The 22,738-nt window shown below is 68.3% G+C and carries 19 protein-coding genes and 2 pseudogenes; 13 read left to right on the forward strand and 8 right to left on the reverse strand.

Annotation, left to right across the window (positions count from 1 at the left end):
• The first annotated feature begins 1 nt into the window (after position 1).
• The 5 genes from I6A60_RS10545 to I6A60_RS41480 all read left to right on the forward strand — a co-directional run bounded on the left by I6A60_RS10545 (position 2) and on the right by I6A60_RS41480 (position 5,091).
• The gene (locus I6A60_RS10545; protein ID WP_307873624.1) at positions 2–2,317 is read left to right on the forward strand and encodes an RHS repeat-associated core domain-containing protein; all 2,316 of its coding nucleotides are present in this window, start codon (positions 2–4) and stop codon (positions 2,315–2,317) included.
• Positions 2,314–2,724: a hypothetical protein gene (locus I6A60_RS10550; protein WP_203015139.1), complete on the forward strand. Its 411-nt coding sequence runs from the start codon at positions 2,314–2,316 to the stop codon at positions 2,722–2,724. Before I6A60_RS10545 ends, I6A60_RS10550 begins: the two co-directional genes overlap by 4 nt.
• An 84-nt stretch (positions 2,725–2,808) precedes the next feature.
• A complete protein-coding gene (locus I6A60_RS10555) occupies positions 2,809–3,351 on the forward strand; it encodes a helix-turn-helix domain-containing protein (protein WP_203015141.1) in 543 nt (180 codons plus the stop codon).
• Positions 3,352–3,468: 117 nt separating this feature from the next.
• Positions 3,469–3,975: a hypothetical protein gene (locus I6A60_RS10560; protein WP_203015144.1), complete on the forward strand. Its 507-nt coding sequence runs from the start codon at positions 3,469–3,471 to the stop codon at positions 3,973–3,975.
• A gap of 345 nt (positions 3,976–4,320) precedes the next feature.
• Complete coding sequence (locus tag I6A60_RS41480) at positions 4,321–5,091, forward strand: hypothetical protein (RefSeq protein ID WP_238435190.1); 771 nt, start codon at positions 4,321–4,323, stop codon at positions 5,089–5,091.
• Between the two features lie 45 nt (positions 5,092–5,136).
• Here the strand turns inward: I6A60_RS41480 and I6A60_RS43970 are convergent.
• A pseudogene (locus tag I6A60_RS43970) lies at positions 5,137–5,505 on the reverse strand (aldo/keto reductase); the annotation flags it as partial.
• 1,130 nt (positions 5,506–6,635) lie between these two features.
• Here I6A60_RS43970 and I6A60_RS10570 point away from each other — a divergent pair.
• Positions 6,636–7,550: a hypothetical protein gene (locus I6A60_RS10570; RefSeq protein WP_203015151.1), complete on the forward strand. Its 915-nt coding sequence runs from the start codon at positions 6,636–6,638 to the stop codon at positions 7,548–7,550.
• A 119-nt stretch (positions 7,551–7,669) separates the two neighbouring features.
• On the opposite strand, the pseudogene I6A60_RS10575 reads toward I6A60_RS10570, so the two are convergent.
• Both I6A60_RS10575 and I6A60_RS10580 read right to left on the reverse strand, forming a co-directional pair.
• Positions 7,670–8,032 (reverse strand): annotated as a pseudogene (locus I6A60_RS10575) (SDR family NAD(P)-dependent oxidoreductase); the annotation flags it as partial.
• Positions 8,033–8,367: 335 nt separating this feature from the next.
• The gene (locus tag I6A60_RS10580) at positions 8,368–9,006 is read right to left on the reverse strand and encodes a TetR/AcrR family transcriptional regulator (protein ID WP_307873625.1); all 639 of its coding nucleotides are present in this window, start codon (positions 9,004–9,006) and stop codon (positions 8,368–8,370) included.
• 462 nt (positions 9,007–9,468) lie between these two features.
• On the opposite strand from I6A60_RS10580, the gene I6A60_RS10585 reads away from it, so the two are divergent.
• From I6A60_RS10585 to I6A60_RS10595, 3 genes are all read left to right on the forward strand, one after another.
• Entirely contained in the window at positions 9,469–10,653 is a 1,185-nt protein-coding gene (locus I6A60_RS10585) for a cytochrome P450 (RefSeq protein ID WP_203015157.1), read from the forward strand.
• Between the two features lie 112 nt (positions 10,654–10,765).
• On the forward strand, positions 10,766–11,617 hold the full coding sequence (locus I6A60_RS10590) for a mycofactocin-coupled SDR family oxidoreductase (RefSeq protein ID WP_203015160.1): 852 nt from the start codon (positions 10,766–10,768) through the stop codon (positions 11,615–11,617).
• Positions 11,618–11,882: 265 nt separating this feature from the next.
• Complete coding sequence (locus I6A60_RS10595) at positions 11,883–12,548, forward strand: hypothetical protein (RefSeq protein WP_307873626.1); 666 nt, start codon at positions 11,883–11,885, stop codon at positions 12,546–12,548.
• An 82-nt stretch (positions 12,549–12,630) separates the two neighbouring features.
• Here I6A60_RS10595 and I6A60_RS10600 read toward each other — a convergent pair whose 3' ends face one another.
• Positions 12,631–13,272 (reverse strand): TetR/AcrR family transcriptional regulator, encoded by a 642-nt coding sequence (locus tag I6A60_RS10600; protein ID WP_203015162.1) that lies wholly within the window; start codon positions 13,270–13,272, stop codon positions 12,631–12,633.
• A gap of 166 nt (positions 13,273–13,438) precedes the next feature.
• On the opposite strand from I6A60_RS10600, the gene I6A60_RS10605 reads away from it, so the two are divergent.
• Together I6A60_RS10605 and I6A60_RS10610 are read left to right on the forward strand one after the other, a co-directional pair.
• Positions 13,439–14,875, forward strand: coding sequence for an alpha/beta hydrolase domain-containing protein (locus I6A60_RS10605; RefSeq protein ID WP_203015165.1), 1,437 nt, complete (start codon positions 13,439–13,441; stop codon positions 14,873–14,875).
• A 216-nt stretch (positions 14,876–15,091) separates the two neighbouring features.
• Entirely contained in the window at positions 15,092–16,312 is a 1,221-nt protein-coding gene (locus tag I6A60_RS10610) for an ABC transporter substrate-binding protein (RefSeq protein WP_203015270.1), read from the forward strand.
• 166 nt (positions 16,313–16,478) lie between these two features.
• Here the strand turns inward: I6A60_RS10610 and I6A60_RS42765 are convergent, their stop codons facing one another.
• The 4 genes from I6A60_RS42765 to I6A60_RS10630 form a co-directional block, all read right to left on the reverse strand.
• Entirely contained in the window at positions 16,479–17,393 is a 915-nt protein-coding gene (locus I6A60_RS42765) for a MerR family transcriptional regulator (protein WP_203015167.1), read from the reverse strand.
• Between the two features lie 88 nt (positions 17,394–17,481).
• Positions 17,482–18,600: a polyprenyl synthetase family protein gene (locus I6A60_RS10620; RefSeq protein WP_203015170.1), complete on the reverse strand. Its 1,119-nt coding sequence runs from the start codon at positions 18,598–18,600 to the stop codon at positions 17,482–17,484.
• Between the two features lie 647 nt (positions 18,601–19,247).
• A complete protein-coding gene (locus tag I6A60_RS10625; protein WP_203015172.1) occupies positions 19,248–19,853 on the reverse strand; it encodes a hypothetical protein in 606 nt (201 codons plus the stop codon).
• Positions 19,854–19,902: 49 nt separating this feature from the next.
• Positions 19,903–20,472 carry a nitroreductase family protein gene (locus I6A60_RS10630; protein ID WP_203015175.1) on the reverse strand — a complete coding sequence of 190 codons (570 nt, stop codon included), beginning with the start codon at positions 20,470–20,472 and terminating at the stop codon, positions 19,903–19,905.
• 278 nt (positions 20,473–20,750) lie between these two features.
• On the opposite strand from I6A60_RS10630, the gene I6A60_RS10635 reads away from it, so the two are divergent.
• Positions 20,751–21,359, forward strand: a complete 609-nt coding sequence (locus I6A60_RS10635) for a TetR/AcrR family transcriptional regulator (RefSeq protein WP_203042752.1) — start codon at positions 20,751–20,753, stop codon at positions 21,357–21,359.
• Between the two features lie 388 nt (positions 21,360–21,747).
• Complete coding sequence (locus I6A60_RS10640) at positions 21,748–22,635, forward strand: hypothetical protein (RefSeq protein WP_203042753.1); 888 nt, start codon at positions 21,748–21,750, stop codon at positions 22,633–22,635.
• The last annotated feature ends 103 nt before the right edge of the window (positions 22,636–22,738 follow it).

The raw sequence follows: 22,738 nt of genomic DNA on the forward strand, positions 1-22,738 counted from the left end.
CGTGTCGATCACGACCAGCGCCGGGTATGACGCCGCTGGTAACCGGACGCGGCTGACCGACGGGAACGGCAACGCGACGGTCTACACGTTCAACTCCCTCAGCCTGCCCGAGCAGACGATCGAACCGTCGACCGCCGCCTATCCGAACCTGGCCGACCGGACCTGGCAGGTCGCCTACGACTCCGGCGGGCTGCCGGTCGCCCTGGCCGAACCGGGCGGTGTCACGCGTACGGCCAGCTACGACGCGCTCGGGCGGCTGACCGCCGAGACCGGCAGTGGTACTGGTGTGACCGGTGCGGCCCGTTCCCAGGACTACGACCTGGCCGGCAACCTCACCAAGATCAGCTCTCCGGTCGGGGACATCGGGTTCACGTACAACGACCGGGGCCTGCTGACGGCGACGACCGCCGGCGGGCAGACGACGTCGACGGTGAGCTACGACGTCGATGGCCGTCTCGCCAGCCGGACTGACGCCGACGGGTCGACGAGCTACACCTACGACGCGCGCAGCAACCTCGCGACCGTTGCCGGCGCCGCCACCGGGGGCACCCGCGCCTACACCTACGACAACGCCGGCCAGCTGACCGGCGTCGACTACCACGGCGGAACGGGGGCCAAGCGCCAGCTTGTCTACGACCAGCTCGGCCGCGTCACCTCCGACACGCTCACCGGCGCGTCCAGCAGCACTCTGCGCGCCCAGACCTACGCCTACGACTCCGACAACAACCTGACCTCGACCACGATCAGCGGGACCGGGGTCGCCGGCGCCGGGACGCAGAGCTACACCTACGACTGGGCGAACCGGGTCACGTCCTGGACGAACCAGGCGAGCACCACGACCAGCTACGGCTGGGACGCGGCAGGGAACCGGACCTCCGCGGGCGGCAGCACGGCGACCTACGACGCCCGCAACCGGCTGACCTCCAACGGCTCGACCTCCTACACCTACAGCGCCCGCGGCACCCGAGCCACCGCGACGACCGGGTCGACGGTCACGACGACGGCGTTTGACGCCTTCGACCGTCTCGTCTCGTCGACCACCGGCTCGTCGAGTACCAGCTACACCTACGACGGCCTCGACCGGATCGCCGCACGCACCCACACCGGTTCAGGGTCGTTCAACTTCCTCTACGACGGCGTCCGGAAGGAGCCCGCCAAGGACGGGACCTCCAGTCTCGCCCGCGGCCCGGACGGCACACTGCTCGCCACCGGCACCGGAAGCAGTACCGCGGCGACGTTGGAGAACAGCCACGGTGACGTCGTCGCGACGTTCACCACCGACGGCACGTCGCTGACGTCGACGAAAAGCTACGACCCGTTCGGCACCGTCAACGCCACCGGCGGGACGACCGATCTGAAGGCCGGCTACCAGGGCAGCTGGACCGACTCGGACACCGGTCTGGTCGAGGCCGAAGCCCGCTGGTACGACCCGGCGACAGCGACGTTCCTGTCCCGCGACACCTACCCGCTGCCCTGGACCGGAACGGCGGCGGACAACCGGTACACCTACGCCGCCGCGAACCCGATCATCCACGGCGACGCCACCGGGCAGCGCGTCGACACCGACGCCGAACGCAGGGCCACCGAGGCGGCGTCCGGCCTGAAGTGCAACAACTACGGCGAGTGCGCCAAGGGGGTCGCGCCCTCGAACCAGCGCGTGGCACCGATCTCCAACCCCGCACCCACGCTGAGCGACGCGCAGTGGGCCGGGATCGCGGCCGCGCTCGCGTTCAAGCAGGCCTACAAGGCGAAGTACCCCGGCCTCAGCGACGATGCCTACAACCAGATGGTCGGCTACGGCCCCGGCGGCGACACCATATTCTGGAACGGCGTCAGAGCCTCGCTCGCATACCAGGCCGCCAAACAGAGCCTCGCCACCCAGAACACCGCCAAACTCGCCGCCCTCGACCACTACGACCAGAAAATCAGCGCCACCAACTACGTCAAACCCGCCACTAACAAATTCGAACCCAACTGTGGCGGCGCGCTGGAGGGAAAATTTGCCGACGCAATCGAGAAAGCGTACGGCGAAGATGTTGCCGATGGTGTCGATTACATGGCGAGTCCGATGCATGACGGTACGATGACTTCGCTTGACCACGAGATCCCAGGCATAGGTCATGACCTGGAGGCTCTTGCAGGGTACCTGGACTCGTGGCGTGGCAGCCTGAACTATCTCGACACCACGACCGGCGCTAAAGTCGCCTACGACATGACACGGGGTACGCTAATCGTGCAGAACTCCTACATGATTTACGCATACCAGTACAGCTACGACGCGTTCGCCACCAATGGAAGGTACGTCCTTGCGCCATGAGGACCAAGATCGATATCGCGCGCAGAGAAAGTGGCTACACTGTGCGGCTGACCGACCGTCAGCGGGCGACCATCAGAGCTGTGCTCCTGTTCATCCGGGACCACGGCGGGCCGGAAGCCGTGATCCTACAGTTGGGCTGCTCGGTGGAGGTACTGGAAACCCTCAATCAGAGGCTTGGTGACGGCGGGCCTCGAGATTGGTCGATCGAGGAGATCCATTCGATCTATTCGGCACTAGGTGCAATTGGAAATCTGTTCTCATCGGAGGAAGAATTTTACATCCGGTTGGGTTTCTTCCGGGAGAACTCCATTGCGATGGCGCTGTCGCTCCTCGAATCTTTGATGCGCTCGGAGACGGGTTCCTTGACCCGTGCCGATCCGGATCGAAGTCTGGGAGATTCCGGCTAGTGTCTCGTGATTCCGTTTTCTTTACATCCCTGGGCTGGGGGATTGAATGATCTTGTGGAGTTGGGGGATGGGGAGCGGGCCGAGTTGTCGGCGCTGGTGAACAGTCGGGATGCGTCGGCGAACGTGGCGACGCGGGCGCGGATCGTGTTGTGGCGCGGCGATAGGCTGGGTAAGCAGCGGGTCGCGGAGTTGGCGGGGGTGTCGCGGCCGACGGTGGATCTGTGGCTTCGCCGTTACGCGCGGGACGGGGTTGGTGGGCTGGTGGGCCGGCCTCGGGGAGCTGCTCGGGAGCAGGTGCCTGCCTCGGTGCGGGCGCGGATCGTGGCGCTGACCCGGGCGACGCCGCCGGCCGAGACGGGGCTGTCGCACTGGTCGAGCCGGGAGATGGCCCGTTATGTCAGCCAGACCGGCGGTGTCTCGGTGTCCTGGCACTACGTCGCGAACGTCTGGCGGGCCGAAGGGCTGCGTCCGCACCGTCAAGGCACGTTCAAACTCAGCTCGGATCCGGATTTCGCCGCGAGGGTCGCCGACATCGTCGGGCTTTGCCTCGATCCGCCATCTGCCGCGGTTGTGCCCTGCGTAGACGAGAAGACCCAGGCCCAGGCCCAGGCCCTCGACAGACATTAGACTAATTATCAGTCCAGTTGGATATGATGTATGCATGAATAAGGTAGATCAGTCGGTTAGTCCCATAGGCGGTCGGGCACTCGGTGGGGTCGACCAATTCGAATACTCGGTGATTCCATGATCGAGATTTCCAGCTTGGCTGAGCAGGGCGAATACGGGTCACCTGGGGGTTCGCTCGACGCGGATCCACTGAGGGTGGTTGATGCACTACGGGAGGTCCAACTGCTGGATTGCAAAGTGTCTCCACTGACCGCGACAGCAGCCCTGCTATTTGAGTTGCGAACTGCTCTCCAGATCGATATTGGGAACTCGGCAGTCCTCGTAGTGCGGGGGCTCGGAAACTTCAGCTGGAGTTGGTTGGCTGGCTACAGACCTCTCGTCGCAGCGACGATTGTGTCAAGTGCGCCGAAGTTTGATCGCGACTCATTTCATATGGAGTTGGGAATCTTTCCGGATGCCGATCTGATCGTCACAGGAAACTCGGCCGAATTTTATGTGCTCGAAGTCGACGGAATTGGCGAGGCGATCCCTGACTATGTGGACGCCGATTTGGCGAGTATCCGGGGTGCGTTGCCAACTTGGTCATCGAGATGCACTGTTCTTCAAGCTTCGAGCTCTCGCTGAAGTGTTGCAGGCAAGATCCTCTCCGCCGCGGTGAGCCTCTGGATGCGCCCCGGTCGGCGTGGATCGTCAGCCCGTCGACCTCAGTCCGCTGCTCTTCGCGGACCCCAATAATAGCTGGGCGGAAATGGGCTGATGGCACCAACACCCCTGACCTCATTTCTGCTGTTGTCCGCATGGGTACGTGGCTGACAAGTGGAAGGCGGATTAGGCAGACTCGATTTTGTGGTATAACTAGTAGGATATGTTGTGTTGTGTGGCGGATCGGCGTCGCCCGTCTGCTAGGAACGCAAAGGAGTCGTCGGTTTGTTTGCGCGGGTGCTCGCACGGGGAAACCCTCGGGGAAAGTTGAGTGCCACGATCATGGTGACCTCATGTCTCGCGCTGGTGGCGTGCGGCGGTCGGGATCTGGGTCACATCGACGCCGGACCGACGCCTGTGCGGGCACCCAGTTCTTCGACTACCGGTCTGCCAGCAGGGTCGGCGGACCTGAAGGTGCTCCGCTCGCAGGACTATGTGCTCACGTCAGGCCCTGAGACGAAGGGTCTGAAGGAACAACCGGTTCCGGGGGCTCCCGGCCTCGCGGACCCAAAAGCGGGTAAAGACCTAACCGACTGTCTCGGAATCCCCGATCTTTCGGTAACGGCCGCCTACAATGGACCGGCCTTTACCGACGGTGCCGAGGATCCCACGACCGCGAACTCGACGAGCGCCATCCTGTCGACGGAGGACGCGACCGCTGCCCGCAAGACTCTCCAGGAACCAAAGTATCCGGGCTGTCTGGCCAGCTTGACTGCGAAAGATTTCGATGCACAGCTCAAGGGTCAGTTGAAGCGCGCTGGCTACACGGATCCCAGTCTTGCTGAAAAGCTGTCTGTTGGCGTGAGTTCGGCCGGTTTCGCCTCGCCGCCGCCAGGGTTCGCCGCCGCCATGGAGTTCGTCGTGACCGTCTCGGGCCCGGCGAGTAGCCAGCAATATTACGCCACGACGTTGTTCGCGATCGATCGGCACGTCGAAAGTGAGCTCACGCTGGGGCGGTTCGGAAGTCCACCCGACGCGGCCCAGCTGGAGCTGCTGGCGACACAGCTGCTGCGGAAGCTGGCCCAACAGCCGCGATGATCGTAGAGGGTCGTGAGCTTCATGATCGGTGGCGGGCTGGTCAGTGGCGGCGGGTTCGCCGACGGGCCGGCGGCGCAGGCTGGCCTGCTGGAGTGGCGGTGGGGCGTAGGCCTGGTCGAGCGTGCCGATGTCGGTGCCGGGCGGGACGATCTCGTCGATCCGGTCGAGTATGTCGTCGGTGAGTGTCACGTCGAGTCCAGCGAGCAGGTCATCGAGGTGGCCGATGGTGCGTGGCCCGAGGATCGCGCTGGTGACGCCGGGGTGGGCGATCGCCAACGCCATGGCGAGGTGGGTCAGTGGGAGGCCCACCTCGGCGGCGAGCGAGATGTACCGCCCGACGGTGTCGGGGCGGCGCTCGTCGTGGACGTGCGTGACGAAGGCGGCGCGGCGCAGCTCGTTGTGCTGGCCCTTGCGGGTGGTCACCACATGGAGCGCGACCTGCTGGTTGGCTGGGGGAGTCGTAGGCGGAGACGTCAAGGCGGACGGTGGCAGGTGAATCGCGCCTGATCGGGTGCCAGTACCAACGGCGACCGGCGTTTCGGCGCCTGTCATCGGTGTTCACCGTTCTCCGCCGCGAGGAGGGCGAGGTCGAAGACTTCACGGAGACCGCTCATGTACGAATGGGTCGAATCCCCCTCCGCGGCGAGCCCCTATAGCGGCCCTGCGAGGTCCTGCAGGCTGCCGAGATCGCGGTGCTTGGCGAGCCGGGCGCACCCGGGCAGCTTTGAAGATCGAGTCCCGGCGCATTTTGCGTCAGTCGACTGGTCGGGCGTTGTCGTCTCGCGGGTCGCGACGGGGTCGCTGTGGCGATGTGGTCGGCTGAGTCCACCACGGTGGCGTTTGGCAAGCGCTGGCCGGCGTGGGCTAACGCCGTAGTCCACGCCGTTGACGCGACGGCTCCGGCGCTCTGGATCTTGCTCGTCGCTCACCCCGTCAATGAGCCGAGTGTGATTGTTGCTCTTCGTCAAGGGTTTGGCCTCCAGTCTGCGGGGCCCCGGGATAGCTGTGGGCCGTTTTCGGGCCGTTCTGGAAACGAGACAACGGCAAATGACGGGAAGCGACGAGAGTCGAAAGTGCCCGGTAGGCGGCATGATCGCTCCGCCGTCGCAGGCCACGGAACTGTGCCGCCTGTTTCCGGATTACAGGCCGACTCGTCCCCCAAACGCCTGTGGCACAGGCACTTCGCCTTCGTCATCTAGATTGTGGCCTGTTCTGGGCCTGTTTCTTATTCGATCATGGTCTCGAGTGTGCGATCCACGGCGAGTTGGGTGCCCCAGTCGTTGTCCGGCCAGAGGTGACCGTACGTGTCCAATGTCTCGACGGCGCTCTTGTGGCCGAGCCAGGCCTGGACGACCTTGACGCTCTCGCCGGTCCTGCCTGCGACGCGGCGGGGTCGATGGTCTGGGTGAGGACCGCGCGCGTGTGGGTGGGCGGTGAAATCAGGTCAGAGTTCGTGGTTGTGGTGCAGCTGCCTCGGTTGCATTCTTCTTGTGTGCGTCTATACGCGTTGTCAGAGATCTCTGCCTCGGGGTGCGGGAGGTCGGATGCGCTGGCTTGACAGGTCACGAAGCATTTCCGGCTCTCGGTCGCGCCGCGAGCGGCGGGAGGAGCCGCTCAGCGCCGACCGTATTCACGCTGAGTACGAGCGGGGCCAGCGCCGGCGCGTGGCCGGTTACCGCTATCTGGCCGTGCGTCCGCTGCGGCGAGCGGCAGAAGCGGGCCATCCCGCGGCGGCCTACGAGCTGAGCCTGGTGCTTGGCGGGCGGGAGCGGCGCCTGGCCTGGCGCCGACGGGCCGCGCAGCTTGCCCGCGAACAGGGCCGGCCCGCAACCCAGGTGGCCTTCTACCTCCACGAGGCCGTAGAGGATCAACAGGCTGAGGACGTGCTGCGGGAGGCGGCCGAGAGCGGCGACCGCGACGCCGCCTTTGACCTCGGCGAGATCCTCGAGAGGGGGTTGCCAGACGCGACGGGGCGTGGCCCGACGCGCGCGGCCGAGGCCGAACGGTTCTATCTGATCGCCTACAAGCTGGGGCGCGTCGAGGCAGCGCTGAGACTTGGCCTGATGCTGACTGGCGCAGGCCGCAGGGAAGAGGGCGAGCGCTACATTCGGCTGGCCGCCGACCTGGGCAACCCCGTAGCCGCCCGCCGAGCCGGGGACGCTGCCCGAACCAGGGGGCACAGCCAGGACGCCGAGCGTTACCTGCGGACGGCCGCACGGGCTGGTAGCTTCCGCACGAGCGACGACATACTGGCGTACGCCGAATTCCTGGGCCGCAGGGGCCGGATCCACGAAGCCCTTCCCCTGCTGCGCGAGCTTGGCGAGGACGTCGCGTCGCCCCGTCTGGAGACGATCGACCGCATGTTGCGCAACGCCGGCCTGAAAGAAGCGGAGGAGTACCGCAAACGCGCCGCCGAACTGGAAAGGGCGCTCGACACGGTGGACCGCACGTTCGACTGATACGCCGCGCGCAGAAAATCCGCGTGGTCACAAACTCCTCGAACGCCCGCTCCCCATCCCGCATCCGAGCCCTGCGACGGCCGACGATCAATCAGCGTCCGCGCCTGCGACCGTTCCGGTCAGCTGGCTGTCACGGGTTGATCGTTCAGGTCGATGCCGAATTCGGCGAGTTCGTGTTCTGCCCAGAACAGCCGGCCGGTGTATTCCATGGGGTCGGCGCAGGAGGCGAAGTAGGCCAGCATGCGGGCGGGGACGGCCATCGGTACGGCCACAGTGTCGTCTAGGCCAGCCTCCTTGACCCGGATGGCGACGAGTTCGGTGGCCACAAGGCCCGGGTGCAGGCCGATGACCGCGATTTTCTTGCGGGCGAGTTCGGGAGCCAGGACGTTGCCGAGCCGGTCGAGCGCCCGCTTGCTCGAGAAGTAGCCGGGCACGGCCAGGCTGAACTCCCCGATGCTGTCGAGCTGGGGGAGCTCCTCCGGCATGGAGGTTGACGTCGAACTGGTACAGCCGGTCCGCCAGAGGTGATCGCGCTGGCCGTCAGGCGTACCTGCGCTAGGCGCGCCGGACGTCGAGGAGCTACCGACCGAACGCGGCGTCACCGTCGATCACGCCAGGGTCTACGGGTGGGTGCGACACCGCACCCTGTTGATGATCGAGACGGCTCGGCCATGCAGGAGCGCGAGCGGCGACATGGCGCCGGTCGCGTCCGGCCCGCCACGACGGGGACCTCGGACGGGACGCCGACGGGCCGTGACCAGGCCACGAGCCCCTTCCGCTCCGACCCAGCCGGGCCGCGCCATCGGCTGGCCGCTGGTCAGCTGGTGCCTGGCGGCCGGCCGCGGACCGCCTCGACCAGCAGCCTGATCGCCCAGGTGACGGCGTCGCTGGCCTGGCCGGTGTCCAGCTTCCAGCCGGCTATCAGACGTTCGAAGGTCGGTAGGTTCCACACCACGTCGATCAGGGCGGCGGCCTTCAGCCGCTGCTCGTCCGACCAGTGCGCGGGCGCCGACGCGGTGACGGCCGCCAGGAGTGCCCCCCGCCGTCGTTCGTCCTCTGGCGCGAACGGTTGCCGCTGCTGGTACTCCGTCACCCCTCGCCAGACCTCGAACGAGGACAGCGAGTCCAGGACGCGACCGGCGAGTTCCGGTAGGTCGTCCAGACGCAGCCCGTCGTAGGAGAGGCCGGCCTCCTCCTCCAGCCGTCGCATCACGGCGTCGTGCAGCTCGCGCTCGGTCGCGAAGTGCCGGTAGACGGTGCGCTCGCTGACGCCGGCGCGGTCCGCGACGGCGCGGAAGGTCAGGCCCTTCCAGTCCCACGTCGGGAAACGGTGAACCAGCTCGGAGCCGGCGGCGAGAATGCGCTCACGGGTGACGCCGGCGCGACCGCGACGCACCGGGCTGTCGTAGCGGCGCCGGTCCGGCGACGGCCCGTCGCCTTCGTCGTCTGGTTCCACCGGCCTGCCCATATGGCGTCAGTCTACTGACAGGGAGCTGTCGACGGCCGGCCGACTCGCGCCGTCCACACGTCCAGGGGTTCGTGACAGGTTCCGGTCATCTGCGAGTCGCACCTGGTGTGGCGCCGGGTCTCATTACCTGCGCCAGTGGAGCTTCCGGCCGCCTGCCAGCGGGTTGACGGGAGTAATTTGGCGTCAGTATTGTGACATCCGACGTCAGGCCTCGCTGGCACGGCGGGCCGTCTGCCGCTGGGCTTGGCATCCACGCCGCGCCGCATCCGTGCCAGCGGGGAGCGCCAACGGCCTGCCCGGTGGCCGGCGGTGATCCGGGAGATCGGGCCGGGAAGTCCGGCAGGCACCGGGAAGCCGCAGTCGGAATCCACAGTTCAACGCGCTCGCCGGTACCAGTGCCACGCGGGGATACCGCGGCGAGGCGTCTTCCGGGACAGAAAGGTCCGAGCAGTGACGGACGTAAGTTGGGATCCCTTCGACAAGGTCATCGACGTGGACCCGTACCCGGTCTGGCGCCGGCTGCGCGACGAGCAGCCCCTGTACCGCAATGACGAGTACGACTTCTTCGCGGTCTCCCGGCACGCCGACGTCGACGCCGTGCACCTGGACACCAGGACCTACAGCTCGGCGTATGGCACGGTGCTGGAGATCATGGGCAAGGACCCGATCCCGCCGGGCTTCCTGATCTTCTCGGACCCGCCGGTCCACAACGCGCTGCGGTCACTGGTGTCTCGCGCCTTCACGCCGCGACGCATCGCGGCCCTGGAGGGCCAGGTCCGCGCCCTGTGCGCGGAGCTTCTGGACCCACAGGTCGGTGGGGGTGGTTTCGACTACGTCCAGGACTTCGCCGCGCAGCTTCCCTCGATGGTCATCTCCGCGCTCATCGGGGTCGACCCGGCCGACCGCGAGGAGGTCCGCCGGACCATCGACGAGACCTTCCACATCGAGGAGGGCGCCGGGATGATGAACGAGTTCTCCCGCGCCGCCTCCACCCGGCTGCGCGCCTACTTCGCCGAGCAGATCGAGGAACGCCGGGCCCGGCCCCGTGACGACATGATGACCGCGCTCGTCCAGGCGGAGGTCAAGGACGGCGACGGCACCCGCCGGCTCACCACGGCTGAGGCCGCCACCGTCACCAACGAGATGGTCAGCGCCGGCACCGAGACCGTCGCCCGGCTGCTCGGCTGGGCCTGCGTCCTGCTCGCCGCGCACCCTGATCAGCGCGCCGACCTGGCTGCCGCCCCCGCGCTGCTGCCGAACGCCGTCGAGGAGACCCTGCGCTTCGAAGCGCCCTCGCCAGTGCAGGCGCGGACCGTCATGACCGACGTCGAGCTGTACGGGACGACCGTGCCGGCGGGCTCCCGGATCCTGATGCTCACCGCGTCGGCCGGGCGCGACGAGCGCAAGTACGACGACCCCGACCGCTACGACGTGCGGCGGCGTTTCGACAGCCACGTCTCCTTCGGCATCGGCGTCCACTTCTGCCTCGGCGCGGCACTGGCCCGGCTGGAAGGACGCGTCGCCCTCGAGGAGACGCTGCGCCGCTTCCCCGCCTGGGATGTCGACCACGACAACGCCGTGCGGCTGCACACCAGCACCGTCCGCGGCTACGCGAAGCTGCCGATCGCGATCTGAGCTCGGCCCTGGGCGGCCAACCGGCCGCTCGCACGCGGGTCGGTGTCCTGACCGTCTCGTACGCCCCGCAGCAGGTCCGGGGTGTTCCTGTCTCCAGTCGAAAGGTTCTCGCATGGGCAAGCTCGATGGCCGGGTCGCGTTCATCACCGGGGCGGCGCGTGGCCAGGGCCGCAGCCACGCGCTGCGGCTAGCCGGTGAGGGTGCGGACATCATCGCGATCGATCTGTGTGAGCAGATCGAAAGCGTCCCGTACCCGCTCGCGACTCCCGAGGACTTCGCCCAGACCGTGAAGGAGGTCGAGGCACTGGGCCGGGGGATCGTCGCAGTGAAGGCCGACGTCCGAGAGCGCCCCCAGCTGCGTGCCGCGATCGACGAAGGAATAGCTCGTTTCGGCCGGCTCGACATCGTGCTCGGCAACGCGGGGGTGTGCCCCTGGGACGACCTGTCGCTGTGCGGCGGATTCGTCGACTGCACCGACGTCGACCTCATCGGGGTGATGAACACGGTGGCGGTGAGCCTGCCGCACCTGACCGCCGGTGCCTCGATCATCCTGACCGGCTCGACCGCGGGGATGATGAAGGGCACCACCGAGGTGATGGGCAACACCGGCGGCGTCGGCTACTCGTGGGCCAAGCAGACGGTCGCCAAGTACACCGAGGTCCTCGCGCTGCAGCTCGCGCCGCACAACATCCGGCTCAACGCGATCCACCCGACGAACGTCAACACCAACTTGCTGCAGAACGAGCGCATCTACAAGACGTTCCGCCCCGACCTGGAGAACCCGAACCGCGAGGACGCGGAGCTGGCGTTCCCGGTGCTGCAGGCGATGCCGATCCCTTACATCGAGCCGAACGACGTCAGCTCGCTGGTCCTGTTCCTCGCCTCCGACGACGCCAAGTACATCACCGGCCTCAACCTGCGCATCGACGCCGGCGGCATGCTCAAGGGCGAACCGTCCTTCTGAGAGCTCGCCTCGGCCGCGGGTCCGCCCGCAGATACCTGCCCTGACGTAGTCGTCGCCGAGGCTGTCGGCCGCCTCGGCGATCCTGCGCACCTCGTCGATCCCGCTGTCCCGCTCCCGGTCGGCGCGCGAGCCCGGCACGAGGACAGGACGGGAAGCAGGGGCCAAGCGGGTGATTCCCTGGAAGCCTGACCGGGACTCTCCGCCAGGTTCGTCGTGAATGTGACGGTCCAACCGATATGTCTGCGCCTTGTGTCACCGTGGCCGGGTGATCTCTGCACGGAATGCCGGTGCGCGGTCGGTCGCCTCGGCCGTGTACGCCGCTGTCCTGGCCGTCGTGCTCACCGGTGCGGCGGCGTGCTCGCACGCCAGGCATCTCATTCCGGAGGGGCCACACCCGGCGGACATCGTGATCGACGCGGACGCCGCCCGGGTGCTGGAGTTTGGCTCCATCGGTGACTTCCACACGCTCGTCGGTGGGCCGGGCACTCCGGTCGACCCGGCGACCGCCCGGGTGGTCGGGCCGAAGTTCTCCGTCGACCTGGACGCGACGGCAATAGTCACGTCCATCAACGATGCGGTGCTTTTCGAAAGCCTCGAAAACCAGCTCGCCCCGGACGACGTGAGCGGGCTGCTCCGGCATCCCCATCGGGTCACCGCCGGCTACGAGCTGCTGTTCGCCCACATACCGGATGGCGGCCGGCTGCCGGAGCCGCTGCGCGGCTATCCCACGATCGCCTACGACCCAGGCTGGCAGGTCCTGGTGGGCGGTCAGCGCCGGCCGCTCACCGACGCGAGTGAAACCCTCTCGCTCCAGCCGGGGTCCATCGTCGTCGTGAGCGTTCCCGTCGGTCTGGACGCCTACCTGCTCGCCACCAACGACGACTGGACCGAGATGATCAGCCTGCGTACCGGTCGCGTCGTCCCCGCCTGACGGCTCCGGCCCCGAGGCCCGTGAGAAACCGCGACAGGTCCGCCGTCCGGACGAGCTACGCGGTGCCTGCGGCCACGCGTAGCTAGGTGTCCGTCCGCGGCAGCTGGCCCTCCGAAAGCTGCGGGATAGAGGGGACCAGCGCCTTGGTCGCCTGGGTGCAGGCTTCGACGATCTCGTCGAAGCAGGCGACGAGCGATGGCCGATCCTCGGTGAGGTGGAGGTGGGTCGCGGTGGTGAACCAGCTCATTGCCATCAGCGCCACCGCGTGGACCTCAAGTGCCGACCAGCGGGTGCCCGCCCGCTGAAGGAGGACATCGACGGCAGTCCTGACGAACCCTCCAATTCCCAGCGGAAGCGGCTCGAACGTGGGGCGAGGCTCGGTCGCCAACACGGCGCGTATCTGGGCCAGCAGGTTGCGGTCATAGCCCTGTTCGCACAGTTCTCGGAGGACGGCGTGCAGGCTGGCCAGCGGCGCCTCGGTGGGTGGCCGTGCGGCGAGGCGGGCGAGCGCGTCCTCGCGGCGGATGACGAGGTGGTCGACCAGGATCGCATCTTTGGTCGCGAAGTGGTGGAACACGGTGCGGCGACCAACGCCGGCGGCGGCGGCGATCTGGTCGATCGTCGTGTCGGCGTAGCCCTGGACCTGAAACAGCTCCAGGGCCGCGACGGTGATGCGCGCCCGTTTCGCGGCCGGATCTCGCTCGCGGGTCGGAGCCTCTGGCACGCCGCCACATGCTACCGACCTGGTGGGATGCGGCGGAGCTGTCAGGGGTTCGGAGCCGTGGGGCGGTCTTGACCGCACTCTCGCTATGGCACTAGTGTCACGACCCTCGCGACCGACCCCAACGAGCAGCGGCGACGCTCGCCGTTCCCATGCGTCAGGAGTGCGCGTGACAGAAACGTCCTCCGGTGCGGCCGAACCCTCCGACTTAGCCGTGGCGGGGCCGACGGGCAACGGTGACCGTCCGCACGCCTTCGCGCTTCCGATCTTCGACCTCGGCGGCCACGGCTATATTGCCGAGGAGTTCTTCTTCGGTGGCATCGCCACCTCTTACGCTCCGGCATCCGGCACGCACCTGGGCGCCGACGGCCGGTGGACGCTGGAACCGTCGGGCGCGGCACCTTTCAAGACCCGGATGCTGGTACTGCGCCCCAGCGATCCCGAACAGTTCAGCGGCATCGTCTGGCTGTCGTGGCTCAACGTGACGGCCGGCTTCGAGATCGGCACGTTCACCCCTGCGAGCGTGCAGGGCGGCGATGCCACCGTGCTCGTGTCGGCGCAGAAAATCGGTCTCGATGGGGTTCCTGGCGCCGAAGGAAACGGGCTGCGGAACTGGGACCCGAAGCGGTACGGCCCGCTCTCACATCCCGGCGACGACTTCTCGTACGACATCTTCACGAAGGCGGCGCTCCTCGTCGGCCGTGACCGCGGGAATCCGCCGGTTGACCCGATGGGCGGATTCGACGTCAGGCGGGTGTTCGGTAGCGGCGCGTCCCAGTCCGCCATGCGCCTTACGACCTACCTGAACGGTGTGCAGCCTTTGAGCAGGGCGCTCGACGGCGCGCTCCTGATCGCCAACTTCGGCCGTGCGGCTCCCATCGAGACGGGCTCGGCGACGGACGATGCGGCCACGCTGCTGACCCGGCCGCCCGTGCCCGTCAGGGACGATCTGGACGTGCCCACCATCCTCGTGAGCACGGAGACGGAGGCCGAGTCGATCCACCCCGTGCGCCAGCCGGACTCGGCCACCTTCCGGTTCTGGGAGATCGCGGGCGCGGCGCACGCTGGTGGAGGCGCCGACACCATCGGCGATGTGGTCCGGCTCTTCGTTCGCGACGGCCTGGCCCTGCCTTCGGGCGCTCTCGGGTCGACCTCGGGAGCGGTCGGTGCGACGGCTGGCCCCAACGCGCTCGACTGGCAGCCGGTCGTGTCCGCGGCAGGCGCGGAACTCGCGTCCTGGGCATTGGGTGGGCCGCCGCCGCCGGAGCTTCCCCGCATAGCCATGAGCGGGAACCCACCGCGTTTCGAGCGGGACAAGCACGGCAACGCTGTCGGCGGCATCAGGATGCCCGAACTGGAAGTACCCGTCGCGACCTACCTGGGTGCCGCGCCGGGCGTCCCCGTGATGGCTTCCCTGTTTGGATCGATGTCCGTCTTCCCTGCCGAGCGCCTGCGGGAACTGTATGTGGACCGCGACACCTACCTCGCGGCCTACGACCGCGCCGTCGACCGCTCCGTCACCGCTGGGTATTTCCTTGCCCGGGATGCGAACTCGATCAAGGCAGCCGCGGCGACAGATGCGGCCAAGCTTTTTCCCACTGACTAGCGCATCGTCGAGGACGCCGACGACGTGGTCGCTGCTTTCAAGGACATTCCCAACAGCGATGACACCGGTGCGACACCCAGTTCCACTCGCGTTGGCCGGTGCCCGTGTGGCCCGGTACGCCCAGTCCCTTTCGCAGTCCACCCACCCTCAGGGGGAAAAGTGAAACACAGCTGGAGAAACACCTCTCCCGTCGCCTTACGCCCGGTCGCCGCCGCGATGATGGCCGCGGGACTGTGTCTCGCCTCGGCCTGCGGCGGCTCCGGCGGTACCGGCAGCGCGGCGGGGAGCGGCTCCGCCAGCCCGGGGGACGTTCTCGGCCCGGTCGCCCGGGCGACCGGCGCGCCGGTCAATATCGGCCTGATCTCGGAGGGGGCGAACCCGGTCGCCGATGCCAGCGTCGAGCCCCGCATCGCGCAGGCCACCGTCAAGTGGCTGAACGAGCACAAGGCCGGGATCGGCGGCCGGCCGATCAAGCTGACGGTCTGCGAGACCCTCGGTGACCTGTCCAAGGCGACCGACTGCGGCAACCAGATGGTCGCCGACGGTGTCTCCGCGGTCATCATCGGTACGTCCGGCGTCGTAGAGAGCGCCTGGAAGCCACTGAACGACGCCAAGATCCCCGTCATGATCTACGGATCGAGTGACCCGGACCTGCTGTCGAGCCCGACGACGTTCTCCCGGGGCGACCCGACCTTCTCGGTCATCGACCTGCCGATCCAGGTCGCGAAGGACAAGGGCAACAAGAAGGTCGCCGCCATCGTGATCGACGTCCCGGCGGCCCTGCACTCCGCCCAGGACGTCGCGCCCCCGCTGTTCAAGAAGGCGGGCATCGGCTACGAGCTGGTCCGGGTGGCCCCGGGCACCGCCGACATGACGCCCCAGATGCAGAAGATCGCCTCGGACGGCTCCGACCAGGTCTTCATCATCGGCAACGACGCCTTCTGCATCAGCGCCATGAACGGCCTCAAGGCCGTCGGCTTCACCGGCACCATCAGCGCCATCTCCCAGTGCATCACCGACGCCACCCGCAAAGCGGTCTCCGGCGCGACGCTCAAGGGCATGGTCGTCAGCGCCACCTCGCCGATCGGCCCGGACAGCCCGTCGATGCGCCTGTTCCTCGCGGTGGCCCACACCTACGGCAAGGACATCGACACCAGCAGCCAGGGGAGCCTGACGATGTTCACACTGGCCGCCGGCCTGCAGACGGCGACCAGCGGAATCACGGGCGACATCACCCCGGCGACCATCACCTCGACGATCAAGGCGATGAAGGAGACCGAGCTGCCCGGCGGCGGTGGGCTGAAGTTCCGCTGCAACGGCAAGGCCTTCCCCGACCAGCAGGCCGTCTGTGTCCGCGGCGGCCTCGCCTCGACCCTGGACGACAAGGGCCAGCCCGCCGACTACAAGGTCCTCGGCAACACACCGATCCCGGACTGACCGTAAGACTCGTCCCCAAAAGCCCTGCAGCGCAGGCACTTCTCTCTCGTGATCATTGCTCTGGGCTGCCGGCGTGATCCGGAGCGCCCGCCTCGCCTGGCGCGGTGTCAGCCAGCCTGTCGTCCTCCGGGCCGGCCACGTTGACGTCTGATCTGCCGCGCGATCGTCACTGGGCGAGTGGCCGTAGCAGCGCGAGGGCGGTGGTGAGGTCGGCGGGTCGTTCGATGGTGGGGGGCAGGTCCGGCCAGCCGGGGCCGGCGGCGGCGAGCAGGGGCTGGTGCCGTCCGAGCAGGCATGCCTGGAGTTGGTGGGGGTCGCCGGTCGCCTGTGTGTGTGACCAGATGAGGACGGCGGTGGGTCGGGTTCGGTGGATGGTGGCGGTGAGTGCCGTCGACGGGACTCTGGGGGCGAGTAGGAGGCTGGTGGCGCCGTGTTCGGCCAGTGTGGCGGCGAGCGCTTCGAGGGGCAGGGTGTGCTGTTCTTCGGCGGCGCAGGCGAGTAGCAGCCGAGGTTGCCGGGCGGGGTCGTCGGGCCGGGGTACCGCGGTGAGCGCGCCGGAGATGCAGCGGGAAAGGAGATGCTCGACCTCGATGAGCCGTCCGGTCGCGGCGTGGCGTTTCCCTAGACCGACCAGTACGGGGCATAGGAGATCGTTCCAGGTGTCGGCGACCCCTTGGTCCCGTATTGCTGCGGCGATGAGGCCGCTGATCGTCGCGGTGTCGAGCCGCATCGCGGCTCGCGCGAGGCCGCGGGCGGCAGGGCCGGCGGCTGGGCCGACCGCGATCGTGTGGCCGCCGCCGTCGTGGCCGCCGCTGTTGTGGCCGGCGCTGGGTTGGGTGGCCGGGGCGTGCTGGTGGGCGAGGACGGTCCGCGCCGCTTCGGCGGCCGGAAGGCCGCGGGCGGTGAGCTGGGCCATGAGGTCGAGCCGGGCGAGGTCGGTCGCGGTGTAGCGGCGGTGTCGCCCGGGGGAGTGCTGGCTGGGTCCCAGGCCGTAGCGTTGATGCCAGGTTCGCAGGGTGGTGACGGCTATGCCGAGCCGGCGGGCGACGTCTCCCGCGCTGGCGCCGTCCGGCTCGTTCACTGGCCTTGTCTACCGCGGATGGGTGACTGAGCGGGGAATCGCCGCGGTGAGGCGAGTGCGACGGAACCCGGCGTCGTCCAGCTGAGTGTCACGAGGATCGCTGGCTGGCCGCGGTGGCGAGGCGGCAGAGCCCCTCACGGGTCTGCGGGTCGAGTGGACCATCGTTGACCGCGGCGAATGCGTGGGCGACTCGTTCGGCGATCATCCGGTTGAGCTGGGTGACCGCGCCCGTCCGCGCGAGCAGCGCGGCCAGGCGCGGCAGATCCTCCGGCGAGCGGCGAGCCAGCAGCGCGCGCAGTTCGGTGGCCTCAGTGCCGGTCGCGCTCGCGCGGGCGAGCTCGACGAGCACGGTCGATCTGCCGCGCAGGAGGTCCTCACCCACCGGTTTGCCGGTGACGTGCGGGTCGCCGTAGACGCCGAGCAGGTCGTCGCGCAGTTGGAATGCTTCGCCGACCGCCAGGCCGTAGCGGGTGTACGCCCGCGCCAGCGTCCCGTCGCCGGTGGCGCCACCGAGCATGGCTCCATAGACGAGTGGCCTCACGACCGTGTAGCTGGCCGTCTTGAGCCGGGCGACGCGCAGGGCGTGCTCGACGGGTGACGGGTCGCGGGCGGCGTTGCCGAGCAGGTCCAGGAACTGTCCGGCGATCGCCTCCAGGCGCATCCGGTCATACCCCTCGCGGGCGGTGAGCAGCGTCGCCGCCGGCAGTTCTGCGTTGCCGGCGAGCCGGTCGGCCCACACCATGCACAGGTCGCCGATGAGGATCGCGGCGTGGTGCCCGAACTCGTCCGGGTCTCCAGGCCAGCCGAGGGCGACGTGGCGCGCGGCTACCGCTCGGTGCGCGGTCGGCAGGCCCCGCCGGGTGGCGGAGTCGTCCATGACGTCGTCGTGGACAAGCGCGCACGCGTGCAGAAGCTCCAGCGCGCCCAACGCGGGCAGCACCGGCGCCACCGGCCGGTCGGGTCCGACAGCGCCGCGCCACCCCCAGAAGGCGAACACGGACCGCAGGCGCTTTCCGCCACCGAGGACCATCTGCCGAGCGACGGCGACCAGCACCTCGAGGCTGGGATCCAGATCCGTCAACGACGCGGCCTCTGCGTCCAGGAACGCTGTCAGCAGGCGGTGGACGGCGTCGGCGAAGTCCGCGGAAGGCGGCGACAGGGCGTCCACCACCGTCGCGGTGACCCCGGTGCTGGCGTGCTCTGCCACATCGGCAGCCTACCTTCGGGGTTGAGTTGCGTCGATTGCTGCGTCGAAATTGAGCCCAGCTCGACGAGCGAGGGCAGCGCCGCCATGCGACGGCTCTCGCGAGCCGCGGCAGGTGCGGGCCAGCCGTCGTGCCCGCGGCCCATCCCGAGATCCCGAGCTGCCTGGCCGGGACCAGTCGTTGCGCCGGGGGGTTGGGCAGGGACGCCCGGCGCCTTGCCAGGCTCGATCCGATCGGCTGAGGATGCCGGCCGCCAGGGCGACCATGACGGCGATCATCGCGCACAGCGCGACGACAAGGACCCGTCCAAGGATCGGAGAGATCACGATGCTCCGCACCGCGCCACGTCCGACTTACTAGCGTTCTGGTTCGATCTGGCCCGGGCGTCCGCTCGCTCGATCGTTGCCACCCGCATAGGCCGTGGTCTGATCAGACCGGACCCGGAGGCAGGAGAGCGCAATGTCGGTGGCCGAACGGGGGCGGACTCGTTCGGTCTGGCTTTGGTTGCAACGGTTTCGCCGGATCATCTCCAGCGGGCGGGTAGAGGCCGTTCTTTGCGCCGACGTTCTCGGAAGTCGACTCGGAGGTGCGGGCTGGCCGTTTCCTCCGCACGGCGATCCTTTGTTCGAGGCCCGGGATGTCGGCCCGGTCACGAGGTGCGCCGGTAGGTCCGCGACTCCTCGATGACCAACTGCGGATGCCAGGCCCAGGACCGGAAGGTCGAGGGATCGAGGCGACCGCGGACCAGTGGGGTCATCCGCTCGAAGGTCGCCTGCGGGTCGTCGCCGGTCATCTCGTAGAGATGGCAGAAGCGGGGGCCGGTCAGGTGTTCGTTCTCCCACGCGGCGATGGTGCGATAGCCGGGCACGCCCGCCTCCGCGATGTGTCGCAGGTGGATGAAGTCCCCCCAGTCCCGCAGCGCCTGGGCGGCGTCGGCATCCCGGGGCGAGATGAGGACGAGCAGGATTCCCGTTGTCTGCTCCCCGGAGCATGAACCCTGGGATGGCCGGGGATAGCGCCGCAGCGACACCGTGGTGGTCGCTTCAGCCGCCACCGGCACCGGCCGGCCATCGCCCTCCCCGATGACCACCCCGGCGCAGGGTCCCTCCTGGCGGGCGAACTCGATCGGCTGCTCGCAGGGCTCCCAGGTCGACGTGCGCCACCCGGCCGCGGCCACCGCCTCGGCCCGCGCGGTCACCGTGTCGGGGGTCCGGACCAATTCAACGTGCAGCCGGGGCGGCTGGCGGTCTTCCATCAGAACCATCCTTCGGACGCGCGGCTCGCTGCGAGCCGGTCATGGGGAGTCATCGCCAAGTCGTCACGTCATCGATCGGCCGGCGTCGGCCCGGTCTGAGTTCCACGGCCGGATACCCGAGGGGGACGACCGCCTGCGGCGCGATGGTGGGGGCCAGGTCGAGCAGGGTCCGCAGCTCGTCCCCGAACGCCGTCGCCAGGGTGGTCAGGGCCGATCCCAGACCTTCGGCGATGGCCGCCAGCAGCAGGTTCTGCACGCAGGGCCAGATGCTGGGCCCGAGCACAGCCGGCACGCAGGCGGTGGTGTCGGCGCTGACGACCACCAACACCGGCGCCGCCGCCACACCGCCGGTGGCCCCCGCGTCCACGTCGGCGAACAGCCCGCTGGGAAGGGACTTCTGAGCCCAGGCACGACCACCCCCAGACCAGGCACGCGCGGTGAGGTCGCCGATCCGGGCCCGCAGGGCGGCGTCGCGGACCACCACGAACCGCCACGGTTGGGTGTTCTCCGCGCTCGGCGCCCGGGTGGCGGTGGTCAGGATCGCGCGGATGACGTCCTCGTCGACCGGCCGGTCGGTGAACGCCCGGTGGGCCCGCTGGCGCAGGGCGATCTCATGCACGACGGATCACGGTCGGGTCGACGGCGGCCGGGGCCACGGGAACAGGCACAACGACATCCTTGTCAGTCGGGCGTGCAGCCGAGCTTGTCAGTCGGGCTCACGCTCAGTCGGCTCCCGGGATAGTCAGCTCACGGTGGACTGGTGGTTTCCGTTCGGTGCGAGTAGACCCAGGGCCTCCGTACTGTTACATCTGACGCCGAATTTGTAAACCGATGAACGGTAAACCGGTGTCTCGACCGGGGGTTTACAGTTCCGGCAAGATCTGTCATGGTCGGCTCATGGCGACCGGGTCGACGAGCAGGGAGGCGATCCTGGCCGCCTCCCGCCGGGTGGTCCTCCGCGGCGGGCCGGGCCGACTGACGCTCTCGGCCGTGGCGGCGGCGGCCGGGGTGTCCCGACCCACGTTGTACCGCTGGTTTCCGACCAAGGACGACCTGCTGGCCGCGATCTCCACGTACGAGCGGGAGCAGTTCGACCTCGGGCTCCGGGCGGTGGTCCGGGCACAGCGCGGCCCGGGTCCCCGGCTGGACGCGGCGCTGCGCTATCTCGTGACCTACCTCGACGGGGTGCTCGACGCCGACCCGATCGGCGCCGACCCGCGCTTCGCGCTCCAGTCCCTCAACGAGCACCTGCCGGAGCAGACCCAGTCCCTCAACGAGCACCTGCCGGAGCAGACCCAGTCCCTGGTCCGACTCCTGGGTAACGCCGTGTACCAGGTGCCGGCGGTCCGCCGGGGGGAACTGTCGAGCGAACAGGCGGCCGAGATGTTCGTGCGGGTGGCCTACTCGCACTACCTGGTGCCCCACCCGGAGCCGGAGGTGCTGCTGGCCAACCTGCGCGCATTCGCCGGGCTGGCCGCGGTCACGGAAAACCGGGCCATCGGCTGAGGCGACCCGATGGACGCGCGCCCGGGTGTAGCGGCTCGGTCGCGGGGGGCCGGCGCGCCTCGCCGGGCCCGGCGTACGCGTGAGAGCGGTACTGCCCGTGGATGTCTCGGTGAGGGCGGCGCCCACGGTTACTCGTCGTCGTTGGGCCTACTCGGCTGTCTCGCAGGTGCTGGAGCGGTGGCTGGGGCGAGGGATGCCACTGGTGATAGGTCCAGGCTCCCCCGAGACCGAGATGCGCGATGCCGCGGGCGCGTTGGGCGAAGTCGGTGTCTCGCCGCCGTAGCCGGTGCAGTCCTCACCGTCGGCGGCTCCGCGTTCGGTGCCTCGTTGGGAGCGGTAGGGCCCCAGTAACTGGGTAGGAGTCATCGGTCCGTCTCGGGTGCTCCGGATGGGGCGGCCGACGGAGGGTGGTGACCATGCATCGTCGAGGTGGGCCATGAGGACTCGCGATCGTTCGAAGTTGACCACCGCTTCCTGGGCCGGTGCCGCGTTCATCCTCGTTATCACCATTTGCGCATTTACTCTCCCCTCGCGGGTCGCCGCGATGGTCACCGGGTTCGCTTCCGCAGCCTCCTGCCTGGCAGTGGCGATCAATATGGGGTGGACGGGTCGGAAGGCGCGAGGGGCAGATCGCCGATGGCGGATTCTGATCGGCGCGGCGGCGATCCCGACCGCCGTCGCGACCGCCTGGCACATCGCCTGGATTTCCGGGCATGGGACGGCCATCCCCGCCCACGTGCCCTGGGCCGCCGACGGCTTCCTGCTGATAGTGGTGCTGTACCTGGCCGGCGTGCTCGCGTTCCCGACCGACCCACTCGACAGCGGGCGGGATTCTTCCTCGTTGGGGCGGGAAGGGTTCCACTGGTACGTGATCACCGCGCTGGACAGCCTGGTGGTGGTCGGTGCCCTTTTCCTGCTCGCCTGGCTGACGATTCTGAAGCCGATTGCCGAGATGCGGCACTTCGACACGGCGGGGCTCGTGTCGTCCTTGGCGACGGTGGCCGGATACCTGCTCCTGCTGGCCGGCCTCGTCTTTCTGTCCGTCTTTCGGCAGCCCCGCTCGGCGTTCGCCCTGGCCCTCCTCGGCGCCGGCCTGACTGGAATGATGGCGTCCACGGTCATCTACTTCGTCGTATTTGCGACAGGTGGGCACGGCACGGCACCGATCGTTGACGTGGTGTCCACTCTGGGCTGGCTTCTGATTCTCCTCGCCGGTCTGGTCCCGATGCCCGAGTCGGAGACGCCGGTCCGCCGCGGACCAATACCGCTAAGTTAAGACCCGCACCAACAAGATCAAATAGCCATCGATGATCTTCGTTGCGTTCTGGGGATCCTTGCTCGCTTTACACCTGGAAATACACCCAGGGGTGATCTTGAGG

Source organism: Frankia sp. AgB1.9 (assembly GCF_016786355.1).
Classification (GTDB): domain Bacteria; phylum Actinomycetota; class Actinomycetes; order Frankiales; family Frankiaceae; genus Pseudofrankia.